Raw genomic sequence first — 12,014 nt, 5'->3', positions numbered from 1 at the left:
ACGGACCATCCCGGGACGACACGTGCCGGGCGGACGAGGAGGGCACCGGGATGAGAGCCACCAAGGGCGACCGGCTGCTGGTGCACGGCAGGACCGTCGGACGGCACGACCGGGTCGCGGAGATCGTCGAGGTGATGGGGGACGCGGGCGGCCCGCCGTACCGCGTCCGCTACGAGAACGGACACGAGGCCGTCAAGTCCCCCGGCCCCGACTGCGTCGTCCGGCACGGCTCCGCGCCGCGCGGCGGCGACCGGCGCGGCGGCGGCAGCGGACGCTGAGCCCCCGGCGGACACGGCCGGACGGCCCCGGCGGCGCGCCCCGGCCCACGGACCACCGCCCTACCGCGCCCGCGCCCGCGCCCGCGCCCGCGCCCGGTAATGGTCCTGGACCACCCGGGCCATCGCCCCGGTCGGATCGGTGCGCACCTCCCGGCCGGAGAAGAAGACGTGCCCGTCCACCCGGGGGTACCGCTCCCGGGCGAGGGCGAGGTGGCGGGACAGCTCGGCGGGGTCCCGCCAGGCCGCGGGCTGGGCGGGGTCGCCCGCCTTGTACAGGGCCTCCCCGATGTACAGCTCGACGTCCGTGCCCTCCGCCACCCCGGACCACCAGGCCAGCAACCGGGCGTAGTCGGCGGCCTCGAACCCGATGTTCCAGTACAGCTGGGGGCAGACGTAGTCGATCCAGCCCTCCCGGACCCAGGTGCGGGTGTCCGCGTACAGGTCGTCGTAGGTCTGCACCCCGGCGCGGGTGTCCGAGCCGCGCGGATCGGTGGCGGCGTTGCGCCACACCCCGAAGGGGCTGATCCCCAGCCGGGTGCCCGGACGCAGCGCGCGCAGCCTCCCGGCGGTCTCCCGCACCAGCAGATCGGTGTTGTGGCGGCGCCAGGACGCCCGGTCCTCGAAGTCCGCGCCGTGCTCGGCGAAGGACGCGTCGTCGTCGAACTCCTGCCCGGCGACCGGATAGGGGTAGAAGTAGTCGTCCCAGTGGACCGCGTCCACCGGGTAGCGGCGGACGGCGTCCAGCATCGCGTCCCGGACGAAGGTCCGGACCTCCGGCCGACCGGGGTCGTAGTAGAGACGGCCGCCGTAGGGGACCGTCCACTCCGGGTGGCGGCGGGCCGGGTGTCCGGCGGCGAGCCGCTCCCGGTCGGTGTGGAAGGCGACGCGGTAGGGGTTGAACCAGGCGTGCAGCTCCAGCCCCCGGTCATGGGCCTCCGCGACGGCGGTGCCGAGCGGGTCCCATCCCGGGTCACGGCCCTGGACCCCGGTGAGGTACTGCGACCAGGGCTCGTGCGGGGACGGCCACAGGGCGTCGGCGGTGGGCCGGACCTGGAGGATCACGGCGGTCAGCCGCCGTTCCACCGCCACGTCGAGGTAGCGCAGCAGCTCGTCCCGCTGTTCGGCGGCGGTGAGCCCGGCCTTGGAGGGCCAGTCCCGGTTGGTGACGCTGGCCAGCCACATCCCCCGGGTCTCGGGGACCTCCCGACGGGGAGCGGTGGCGGGCGGCCGGGGGCTGGCGGTGGCCGCGTCCCCGGCCACCGCCAGCCCGGCCAGGGCCGCCATCGATCCCACCGTGAACTCCCTGCGGCTCACGAACCCCATCCGCCGTCCCGCCTCTCCGCTCCGGCACCACGCCGTGTCCCCCGGACGCCGTGACCGGCCCCGTCCCCCCAGGATGCCCGACCCCCGGCGACCGGGCGGCGGGAAGATCCGGAGTACCGTGCGGGACGGAGGCAGCCGTTCGGGCCCGCCCGGCCCGCTCGGAACGAGGTTCACGAAGGGGACGAAGTGACGGACACGCTGACCGACATCACACGCGTCGGAGTGGTGGGCTGCGGCCAGATGGGTGCGGGGATCGCGGAGGTCTGCGCCCGCGCCGGACTGGACGTCAGGGTCGCCGAGACCACCGGCGAGGCCCTGGAGCTGGGCCGCACCCGGCTGTACGGCTCCCTGGCCAAGGCCACCGAACGCGGCAAGATCAGCGAGGCGGAACGCTCGGCCGCGCAGGACCGGCTGAGCTTCACCACCGACCTCGGCGAGTTCGCCGACCGCGATCTGGTGATCGAGGCCGTGGTGGAGAACGAGCAGGTCAAGACGGAGATCTTCCAGATCCTGGACCAGGTGGTGACCCGGCCGGACGCCATCCTCGCCTCCAACACCTCCTCCATCCCCCTGGTCCGGCTGGCGGTCGCCACCTCACGGCCCGACCAGGTCATCGGCATCCACTTCTTCAACCCCGCCCCGGTGCAGGCGCTGGTGGAGCTGATCCCCGCGCTCACCACCTCCGAGGGCACCCTCGGCCGCGCCCAGCTGATGGTCGAGAAGACCCTGGGCAAGCACGCGATCCGGGCCCAGGACCGCTCCGGGTTCGTGGTGAACGCGCTGCTCATCCCGTATCTGCTGTCGGCGGTCCGGATGTTCGAATCGGGGATCGCCAGCCGCGAGGACATCGACAACGGGATGGAGCTGGGCTGCGCGCACCCGATGGGCCCGCTGCGGCTCGCGGACCTCATCGGCCTGGACACGGTGGCCTCGGTCGCCGACTCCATGTACGCGGAGTACAAGGAACCGCTGTACGCCGCCCCGCCGCTGCTCCAGCGGATGGTGGACGCGGGACGGCTGGGCCGGAAGTCCGGCTCCGGGTTCTACACCTACGGCTGAGCCCCGGACGACGGCCGGGCCCGGACGACGACGACCGGGTCCGGACGGCCACCGGGTCCGGACGCTGACCGGGCCCCGGGGCCCGCCCACGCTCCCGGCACGCCACGGCCTCGGCCGGGGCCCCAGCCCCAGCCCCAGCCCCAGCCCCAGCCCCAGCCCCAGCCCCAGCCCCAGCCCCAGCCCCAACAGGCGTGCCACGGCCGGACCGGGCAACCCACAGCGCCCCCGCGCCCCGTCCGGAATCCGCCCACCGCCCCCGGTGACTACCCCCGGACCGCCGCCCGGCCGTCCCGGTGCGCGGGCCGGGGCACCGGACCGCCCGCCCGGGGCTCCGCGCGGTCGCCGTCCTCGCGCAGCACCAGCACGGTGACGTCGGCGTCGGGCGACCCCCCGGTGTGCCGCGACAGCTGCCCGAGGACCGCGCGGACCACCCCGTCCGGGGAGAGCGGCACCGTGCGGATGGCGTTCAGCAGCGCCACCTCCGGGGAGAACGGCCGGCCCCGGCGGTCCCGGGCGTCGACCAGCCCGACGGTGTGCAGGAACAGCGCCTCGCCCGGTCGCAGCCGTCCGCAGCGCACCAGCGGAGGGTCGGCGGGGAGCGGGAAGGGGCCGAGCGGCGGCAGCGGATCGGCCTCGCTGACGGGGAAGGCCCGGCCCCGGGCGCCCCGGGGCCCGGTGAGGGCGCGCAGCCGGTAGGGCCACGGATGGCCGCAGTTGACGGCGACGACCTCGCCGTCGGCGTCGATCTCCACCAGCAGCAGGGTGACGAACTCCTCGGTGAGCGGGCCGTCCGGGGGCGGTCCGGGCCGGTCCCCGAGGTGCCGGGCGAGCGCGCGGTCCAGCCGTCGCACCACCCCGGTCAGCTCCGGCTCGTCGTGCCCGGCCTCGCGGAAGCCGCCGAGGACGGCCGCGACCGTCGACAGGGCGGCGAGGCCGTGGCCCCGGACCTCGCCCACGACGATCCGCACCCCGTGCTCGGTGGCGAGGACGTCGTAGAGGTCGCCGCCGACCCGGTCGCCGCGTCCGGCGGGGATCCGGCCCCCGGCAAGGGCGAGGCCGCCGATCCGCTCGGGGAGACGGCGCAGCAGGACGCTCCGGGCCGCGTGGGCGATCCGCCACGGCTGCCGGACCTCGCGCAGCACGCGGGCGCGGACATGAGCGGCGAGTCCCGCCCCGAGGACCAGGAACACCGCGCCGGTGACGATCCGGGCCCGGGTCCCCGGGTCCCGGGCGAGCGGGCAGAGCAGTTCGTAGCCGACGGCGAGCGCGCCCCAGAGGGTCGGCGGCCCCAGCGCCCGCGCGGCGGACCGGACCCGGGGGGTGGTGGGCCCCCAGCTGACGCGGATCATGCCGGTGGTCCCCTCGTAGCCCTGCTCCTGGGCCGAAACCCGCACGGCCGGATCGATTCTGGCGAGCCGGTGCCCCCCGGTGGGCGGGACGACCGGCGCTGCCACCCGATCGAGTGAGCGGGGAGCGGGAACGGCTCGGGGGCGCGCCCCTGTGATCAGGACGCGCCCCCGAGCGGGACGCCGACCGGGTGCGACCCCGGCGGCCCGGTGGATCAGGCTCCGCGCAGCACCGCGCCCGCGCCTTCCGCCGCCCGGGCGACGGCCGCGTCACGGGCGGCCGACGCCTCCTCGACGGTCAGCGTGCGGTCGGGGGCCCGGAAGCGCAGCGCGTACGCCAGCGACTTGCGGCCCTCGCCGATCTGGTCGCCGGTGTAGACGTCGAACAGCCGGACGGACTCCAGCAGCGGACCGGCGCCCAGGCGGAGCTGGTGCTCCACGAAGGCGGCGGGCACCTCGGCGGCCACCACGAGCGCCACGTCCTGGGTCGCCACCGGGAAGGTGGAGATCCGGGGCGCCTGCGGCACCGACTCGCCCGAACGCTGGAGGAGGTCCAGGTTCAGCTCCATCGCGCTGGTCCGGGCGGGCAGCCCGAACGCCTTGACGACCCGGGGGTGCAGCTCGCCCGCGTGTCCGACGAGGGTCTTGACCCCGTCCAGGGCGACGAACAGCGCGGCGCAGCGGCCCGGGTGCCAGGGGGCGTACTGCCCCTGCTCGACGATGAGTTCGGCGCCCACCTCACGGGCCACGGTACGGGCCGCCTGGACCGCGTCGGCCCAGTCGGCCGGGCGTCCCGCGCCCCACCAGCCGGCCTGCTCACGGGCGCCCGCGAGGACGACCGCGGCGTGCCGGGGCTGGACCGGCAGCGCGGCCGTGAGCCCCATGATCTCCTCGTCGGAGGGGCGGTGGTCCACCGGCAGCCGGGCCGCGGTCCGCCGCTCCTCGCGGGGGTGGAAGACCAGCCCGGTCTCGAACAGCGCCAGGTCGTGGGAACCACGTCCGTCGTTGCGGCGCAGCGCGGCGAGCAGCCCCGGCAGCAGCGTGGTCCGCAGCGCGGGCTCCTCGTCGCTGAGCGGGTTGACCAGCCGGACGGTGCGGCGGTCGGGGTCGTCGGCGGCGAGACCGAGCTGGTCGAACGCCTGCTCCCCGAGGAACGGGTAGTTCAGCGCCTCGACGTAGCCCGCGCCCGCGAGCGCCCGGCCGACCCGGCGGTGCAGCCGCTGCCGTTCGGTGAGTCCGCGTCCGGCCGGGGGCCGGGGCAGGGTGGAGGGCAGGTTCTCGTAGCCCTCCAGCCGGATGACCTCTTCGGCGAGGTCGTTGGGGTCGGTGAGGTCGGGCCGCCAGGACGGGACGGTGACCGTCAGCTCGTCCTGTCCGTAGACGTCGCAGCCGACCTCCTGGAGGCGGCGCACGACCGTCTCCCGGCCGTAGGCCACGCCCGCGACCCGGTCCGGGTGGTCGGCGTGGATCCGGATGGTGCGCGGGGCGTCGGGGCCGATGAACTCGGTGACGCCCGCGTCGGCGGTGCCGCCCGCGAGGAGGATCAGCAGGTCGACGGTGCGCTGGGCGGCGGCGGAGGCGGCCTTGGGGTCGACCCCGCGCTCGAAGCGCTTGGACGCCTCGGAGGACAGCTTGTGGCGGCGGGCGGTCCGGGCGATGGTCACCGCGTCGAAGTGCGCGGCCTCGATGACCACCTCGGTGGTGCCGGTGGCCTCGCCGCCGTGCGGCCCGGCGGCCGCGTCGGCGATCTCGGTGTCGGCGCCGCCCATGACGCCCGCGAGCCCGACCGGGCCGCGGCTGTCGGTGATCACCAGGTCCTCGGCGTCGAGGACCCGCTGGGTGCCGTCCAGGGTGGTGAGCTTCTCGCCGGGTTCGGCGCGGCGGACCCCGAGGGGGCCCTCCACCCGGTGCCGGTCGTAGGCGTGCAGGGGCTGGCCCAGCTCCAGCATCACGTAGTTGGTGATGTCGACGGCCAGCGAGATCGGGCGCATCCCGGCCTTCTGCAGCCTGCGGCGCAGCCAGATCGGGGAGCGGGCCTCGGGGTCGAGTCCGGTGACCGTGCGGGCGGTGAAGCGGTCGCAGGCCCGGGGGTCGTCGACCTGGACCGGGTAGCCGTAGGCGTTGGGGCCGGGCACGTCGAGCAGCGCGGGGTCGCGCAGCGGCAGTCCGTAGGCGGTGGCGGCCTCGCGGGCCACTCCGCGCATCGACAGGCAGTAGCCCCGGTCGGGGGTGACCGCGATGTCGAGGACCTCGTCGACGAGTTCCAGCAGCTCGATCGCGTCGGTGCCGACCTCGTGCTCGGGCGGCAGGACGATGATGCCCTTGGTGCCGTCGTCGCCCATGCCCAGTTCGTCGCTGGAGCAGATCATGCCGCGCGAGACCCGGCCGTAGGTCTTGCGCTCGGCGATGGCGAAGCCGCCGGGCAGTTCGGCGCCGGGCAGCACCACGACGACCTTGTCGCCCACGGAGAAGTTGCGGGCGCCGCAGACGATCTCCTGCGGGGCGCCGGTGCCGTTGGCGGTGCCGACGTCGACGGTGCAGAAGCGGATGGGCTTCTTGAAGCCCTCCAGTTCCTCGATGGTGAGGACCTGACCGACGACGAGGGGGCCCTTGAGGCCCGCGCCGAGCGGTTCGACGGTCTCGACCTCCAGACCGGCGGCGATCAGCCGGGTCTGGACGTCACGACCGGTCTCGGTGGCGGGGAGGTCGACGTACTCCCGCAGCCAGGAAAGCGGGACCCGCATCAGATCTCCATCCCGAACGGCCGGGTGAAGCGGACGTCACCCTCGACCATGTCTCGCATGTCCTCGACGTTGTGGCGGAACATCAGCATCCGTTCGATGCCGAACCCGAAGGCGAATCCGCTGTACTTCTCCGGGTCGACGCCACAGGCGACGAGCACCCGGGGGTTGACCATGCCGCAGCCGCCCAGCTCGATCCAGCCCTCGCTGCCGCAGGTGCGGCAGGGGCGGTCGGGGTCGCCGACGGACTCGCCGCGGCAGACGTAGCAGAGCATGTCCATCTCGGCGGACGGCTCGGTGAAGGGGAAGTAGTTGGGCCGCAGCCGGGTCTTCATGTCCGGCCCGAAGAGCGACTGGACCATGTGGTCGAGGGTGCCCTTGAGGTCGGCCATGGTCAGGCCCTCGTCCACGGCGAGCAGCTCGATCTGGTGGAAGACCGGGGTGTGCGTGGCGTCCAGCTCGTCGGTGCGGTAGACCCGGCCGGGACAGACCACGTAGACGGGCAGCTCACGGCCGAGCAGCGCGCGGGCCTGCACCGGGGAGGTGTGGGTGCGCAGCACCACGCCGGACTCCGCGCCGTCCCCGTCCGGACCGGCGACGAAGAACGTGTCCTGCATCTGCCGGGCGGGGTGGTCGGGGGTGAAGTTCAGGGCGTCGAAGTTGAACCACTCGGCCTCGGCCTCGGGGCCCTCGGCGATCTCGTAGCCCATGTCCACGAAGACGTCGGAGACCCGCTCCATGAGGGTGGTCAGCGGGTGCCGGGCACCGGCCGGGACGCGGTCGTAGGGCAGGGTGACGTCGACCGCCTCCTCCACCAGGACCCGGGCGTCCCGCTCGGCCTCCAGTTCCGCCTGACGGGCGGCGAGGGCCTTGTTCACGGCGCCCCGGGCCTGTCCGACGCGCTTGCCCGCCTCGGCCTTGGCCTGCGGGGGCAGTGCGCCGATCTCCCGGTTGGCGAGCGCCAGCGGGGAGGTGCCGCCCGTGTGGGCGATCTTCGCCTCCTGGAGCTGCGCGAGGTCGCCGGCGGCGGCGAAGGCGGCGAGCGCCTCGTCCCGCGTCCGCTCGATCTCTTCCGGTTTCAGTGCCTCGACCTCGACAGGGTCGTACGACTTGTTCGGTGCCGACATCTCTTCCCGTGCTTCCGATTGGCTGGCGGATGGTCCCCGGCCCGGCTCGTGGGCGCCCCGTCCCGGGTGGGGACGTCGCCGTCCCGGACCACGGGGACGCAAAGGTGCCAAAGGCCGAGTCTAACGGGGTCGGGAGGCGCCCCCGTGCCGTAGGCCCTGCCGTCGCACCGCGGTGGCGTACGGGGCACCGGCCGGGGAGGCCGCCCTGACTGCGGTGCCCGTGGACCCTCAGACCAGATAGGCGGGGGTGGCCACGGGCAGGGTAAATCGGAACTGGGCCCCTCCGGTGGGGCAGCGTCCGACGGTGATGGTGCCCCCGTGGGCCTCGACGATGCCCTTGACGATGTAGAGGCCGAGCCCGGTGCCGCCGCGCTTGCTGCCCCGCCAGAAGCGGGTGAAGACACGGTTCATGGACTCCTCCGGGATGCCGGGCCCCTCGTCGCTGACCGTGACCGAGGTTCCGGTGATCCCGGGTTCCCTGGGTGACGGTGAGGGCGCCACCTCGATGGTGACAGTTCCCTCGCCGTGCCGCACGGCGTTTTCCAGGAGGTTGCTGAGCACCTGGTCGACCTTGTCGGGGTCGGCCCAGAGCGCGGGCAGCGGCTGGCGCAGCCGGACCAGGAAGCGGTCGGCGGACTGTCCGGCGGCGACGTGCGCCTGGACGTGGCGGCCGACGGCGGCGCCGATGTCCACGGGCTGGCGGCGGACCTCCAGGCGCCCGGAGTCGATGCGGGAGATGTCCAGGAGTTCCGCGATCAGCCGGGTGACGCGGTTGGCGTCGGCGTCGACGGTCTCCAGCATCAGCCGCTTCTGGTCGTCCGTGAAGCGTTCCCACTTGGCCAGCAGGGTGGCCGTGAAGCCCTTGACGGAGGTCAGGGGGGAGCGCAGCTCATGGGCGACCGTGGCGATCAGCTCGGCGTGGCTGCGCTCGGTGCGGCGGCGGCCCTCGGTGTCCCGCAGCGAGACGACGACCCGGCGGACGGGGCCCTTGGGCTCGGTGCGGACGTAGCGGGCGGTGACCATGACCTCCCGGCCGCCGGGCAGCAGCAGGTTCCGTTCGGGCTGGCCGCCCCGGATGGCGAGGCCGCCGTAGGGGTCGGTCAGCCGCCACCAGCGGCGGCCCTCCAGGTCCTCCAGCGGGAGGGCGCGCTCCAGCGGGGCGCCGAGGGCGTCGGCGGGGCGGACGGCGGTGATCCGGGCGGCTGCGGCGTTGAAACAGATGACCCGGCCGCCCTCGTCGGCGATGACCAGCCCGTCGGGGAGGTCGTCGGGGGCGATCCCGTACACGTCAGGGCAGGGTGCCGCGTCCGGACCGGACGTGCCGTCCGTGGCCGCCGCACCGCTGGTTCCGACCCTCATCACCCCGTACCCCACCTCTCGAACTGGCGCAGTGGGCCCCCGAGTTCGTCACCCTACTAGTCGCCGGTCCCCTACTACCAGTCACGTGTGACGCGCGGAGACCCGTGGGGCGCGCGGGGGACGGCGGGACGGCCGGTGGGCGCCCTGTCCGCGCGCTCCCTACGCTCGGCAGCCGCCCTCCGCGCGCTGGGCGCGGGCGGAGGCGTAGAGGCAGACCGCGGCGGCGGTCGCGAGGTTGAGGCTCTCGGCCCGGCCGTGGATGGGGACCCGGACCACGGCGTCCGCGAGGGCGCGGGTCTCCTCGGGCAGGCCCCACGCCTCGTTGCCGAAGACCCAGGCGGTGGGGCCGCCCATGGCGCCCCGGTCGAGTTCGGTGTCCAGGTCGTCGGTGCCCGCGCCGTCGGCGGCGACGATCCGCGTCCCCGCCTCGCGCAGCCGGGTGACCGCGGTCTCCACGGGGACGCCGACGGCCACCGGCAGGTGGAACAGGGAGCCGACGGAGGCCCGGACCGCCTTGGGGTTGTAGAGGTCCACGGAGGCGTCGGTGAGCACGACGGCCTCGGCCCCGGCGGCGTCGGCGCAGCGCAGCACGGTTCCGGCGTTGCCGGGGTCGCGGACGTGGGCGAGGACCGCGACCAGCCGGGGGCGGGCGGCGACGATCTCCGCGAAGGGGGTGTCGAGGAAGCGGCAGACCCCGACGAGCCCCTGGGGGGTGACGGTGGTGGAGATCTCCGCGATGACGTCCTCACCGGCGAGGTGGACGCGGGCGCCCGCGCTCCGGGCCTCCCCGACGATGTCGGGGTAGCGGTCGGCGGCGTCCGGGGTGGCGAAGAGCTCCACGAGGACGGGGCGGTCGGCCACGCGGTGGGCCGCCGCCTCCCGTACGGCCTGGGGTCCCTCGGCCAGGAAGAGGCGTTCCTTGCCCCGGACGTTGCGGCGCGCGAGCCGTCTGGCCGCGGTGACCCGCGCGGATCGCGGAGAGATCAGCTCGGGGCCGGTGGTCATCGGGCTCTCCCGGTGGTCGAGGGTTCGGTACGGGCGGCGTCCGCCCGGTCGTCGGCCGGGGCCGGACCGTGGGCGGACGCAGCCGGACCCGTGGACCGGTCGGGTCCACGGGTCCGGACGTCACCGCCGCTGAGCGGCGGGGGCGACGGCTCAGGCAGCCGCGCGCGGGGCGTTCACGTCGCTCGGCAGCGCCTTCTGCGCGACCTCGACCAGCGCCGCGAAGGCGTTGGCGTCGTTGACGGCCAGCTCGGCGAGGATCTTGCGGTCCACCTCGATGTTGGCGGCCTTCAGACCCTGGATGAAGCGGTTGTAGGTGATGCCGTTGGCGCGGGCAGCGGCGTTGATCCGCTGGATCCACAGCTGACGGAAGTCGCCCTTGCGCTTCTTGCGGTCGTTGTAGTTGTAGACGAGGGAGTGGGTGACCTGCTCCTTCGCCTTGCGGTACAGGCGCGAGCGCTGCCCGCGGTAGCCGCTGGCCTGCTCCAGGATCGCCCGGCGCTTCTTGTGGGCGTTGACTGCCCGCTTGACGCGTGCCACTTGTTAGCTCCTTGTAGCGGGGCCGTGGTGCTCTTCACACGGCCCGGTAATCGATTGGGTCCCGGTCCCGACGTCGCTCGGCCCCCTCAGGGGCCGGACGTCACTTGCCGAGAAGCTTCTTGATCTTCTTGGCGTCGCCCGGGGCCATCTCGGCGTTGCCGGTGAGGCGACGCGTCAGACGGGACGACTTGTGCTCGAGCAGGTGGCGCTTGCCGGCACGCTCGCGGAGCACCTTGCCGGAGCCGGTGATCTTGAAGCGCTTGCTGGCACCGCTGTGCGACTTGTTCTTCGGCATAGCGCCGTTATCTCCTCGTCGGTGGCGCCCCGGCGCCCGGTCCGGGGACCGGGCACGGTGGAGCGTCATGTATGTGGTTGGACATCCCCGGACGCGAGCCCTGGGATCACGCCTCGGCGGACGCCTCGGCCGGGGCCTCCGCGACCTCGGCGGGAGCTTCCGCGGCCTCGGCGGGGGCCGGGGCCTCCTCCTCGGCGGCGGGCTGCTGCACGCGGCCCGGCTGCTGGGCCTGGCGCTCGGCCTTGCGGGCGGCCTGGGCCTCCCGGGCCTCGGCCATCGCCTCGGTCTTCTTCTTGTGCGGACCGAGGACCATGATCATGTTTCGGCCGTCCTGCTTCGGATTGGACTCCACGAAGCCCAGGTCCTGGACGTCTTCCGCGAGCCGCTGGAGCAGGCGGTAGCCGAGCTCCGGCCGGGACTGCTCGCGACCACGGAACATGATCGTGATCTTGACCTTGTCGCCCTGCTTGAGGAACCGGACGACATGACCCTTCTTGGTGTCATAGTCGTGCGGGTCGATCTTCGGCCGGAGCTTCATCTCCTTGATGACCGTGTGCGCCTGGTTCTTGCGCGCCTCACGGGCCTTCATGGCCGACTCGTACTTGAACTTCCCGTAGTCCATGAGCTTGCAGACGGGCGGACGGGCGGTCGCCGCGACCTCGACCAGGTCCAGGTCGTACTCCTGGGCAAGCTCCAGGGCCTTGGCGAGCGGAACGATTCCGACCTGCTCGCCGCTGGGACCGACAAGTCGCACCTCGGGAACGCGAATCCGGTCGTTGATGCGGGGCTCGGCGCTGATGGATCCTCCTCGATAGCACCACGCGGCGGCCTGGCGGACAGCCGCGTAACGTCTCTTTTCGTTAGACCTAACCGCGCCGGTACACGAAAAATGCCCCGGACGATCACAACGGGGCTCCTTGCGTACCGGAGCACCGCCGCGACGA

General features: G+C 74.0%; 11 protein-coding genes. 2 read left to right on the top strand and 9 right to left on the bottom strand.

The features are described 5' to 3' along the window. The first annotated feature begins 50 nt into the window (after positions 1 to 50). Positions 51 to 278: a DUF1918 domain-containing protein gene (locus tag ACVWNX_RS28715; RefSeq protein WP_454411090.1), complete on the top strand. Its 228-nt coding sequence runs from the start codon at positions 51 to 53 to the stop codon at positions 276 to 278. 60 nt (positions 279 to 338) lie between these two features. On the opposite strand, the gene ACVWNX_RS28710 is transcribed toward ACVWNX_RS28715, so the two are convergent. Continuing rightward, the gene (locus tag ACVWNX_RS28710) at positions 339 to 1,601 is read right to left on the bottom strand and encodes a glycoside hydrolase family 10 protein (protein ID WP_454411089.1); all 1,263 of its coding nucleotides are present in this window, start codon (positions 1,599 to 1,601) and stop codon (positions 339 to 341) included. A 198-nt stretch (positions 1,602 to 1,799) separates the two neighbouring features. On the opposite strand from ACVWNX_RS28710, the gene ACVWNX_RS28705 reads away from it, so the two are divergent. Beyond that, positions 1,800 to 2,660: a 3-hydroxybutyryl-CoA dehydrogenase gene (locus ACVWNX_RS28705; RefSeq protein ID WP_454414981.1), complete on the top strand. Its 861-nt coding sequence runs from the start codon at positions 1,800 to 1,802 to the stop codon at positions 2,658 to 2,660. A 263-nt stretch (positions 2,661 to 2,923) separates the two neighbouring features. On the opposite strand, the gene ACVWNX_RS28700 is transcribed toward ACVWNX_RS28705, so the two are convergent. The 8 genes from ACVWNX_RS28700 to infC form a co-directional block, all read right to left on the bottom strand. Next, on the bottom strand, positions 2,924 to 4,114 hold the full coding sequence (locus ACVWNX_RS28700; RefSeq protein WP_454411088.1) for a PP2C family protein-serine/threonine phosphatase: 1,191 nt from the start codon (positions 4,112 to 4,114) through the stop codon (positions 2,924 to 2,926). Positions 4,115 to 4,221: 107 nt separating this feature from the next. Continuing rightward, complete coding sequence (gene pheT, locus ACVWNX_RS28695) at positions 4,222 to 6,750, bottom strand: phenylalanine--tRNA ligase subunit beta (protein WP_454411087.1); 2,529 nt, start codon at positions 6,748 to 6,750, stop codon at positions 4,222 to 4,224. Beyond that, positions 6,750 to 7,874 carry a phenylalanine--tRNA ligase subunit alpha gene (pheS, locus tag ACVWNX_RS28690; protein ID WP_454411086.1) on the bottom strand — a complete coding sequence of 375 codons (1,125 nt, stop codon included), beginning with the start codon at positions 7,872 to 7,874 and terminating at the stop codon, positions 6,750 to 6,752. The genes pheT and pheS overlap by 1 nt, the downstream gene beginning before the upstream one ends. Positions 7,875 to 8,102: 228 nt before the next feature. Then, positions 8,103 to 9,233, bottom strand: a complete 1,131-nt coding sequence (locus ACVWNX_RS28685) for a sensor histidine kinase (RefSeq protein WP_454411085.1) — start codon at positions 9,231 to 9,233, stop codon at positions 8,103 to 8,105. Between the two features lie 159 nt (positions 9,234 to 9,392). Continuing rightward, positions 9,393 to 10,238 (bottom strand): TrmH family RNA methyltransferase, encoded by an 846-nt coding sequence (locus tag ACVWNX_RS28680; protein WP_454411084.1) that lies wholly within the window; start codon positions 10,236 to 10,238, stop codon positions 9,393 to 9,395. Between the two features lie 150 nt (positions 10,239 to 10,388). Then, the gene (gene rplT, locus ACVWNX_RS28675; RefSeq protein ID WP_351247848.1) at positions 10,389 to 10,775 is read right to left on the bottom strand and encodes a 50S ribosomal protein L20; all 387 of its coding nucleotides are present in this window, start codon (positions 10,773 to 10,775) and stop codon (positions 10,389 to 10,391) included. 100 nt (positions 10,776 to 10,875) lie between these two features. Continuing rightward, entirely contained in the window at positions 10,876 to 11,070 is a 195-nt protein-coding gene (gene rpmI / locus ACVWNX_RS28670) for a 50S ribosomal protein L35 (protein ID WP_003947156.1), read from the bottom strand. A gap of 106 nt (positions 11,071 to 11,176) precedes the next feature. Further along, a complete protein-coding gene (gene infC / locus ACVWNX_RS28665; protein WP_454414980.1) occupies positions 11,177 to 11,869 on the bottom strand; it encodes a translation initiation factor IF-3 in 693 nt (230 codons plus the stop codon). Positions 11,870 to 12,014 lie beyond the last annotated feature (145 nt).

This window comes from Streptomyces sp. JNUCC 64, assembly GCF_054484115.1.
The sequence above is the reverse complement of the archived record's forward strand: the minus strand, read 5'-3'. Positions and strand labels throughout refer to the sequence as shown.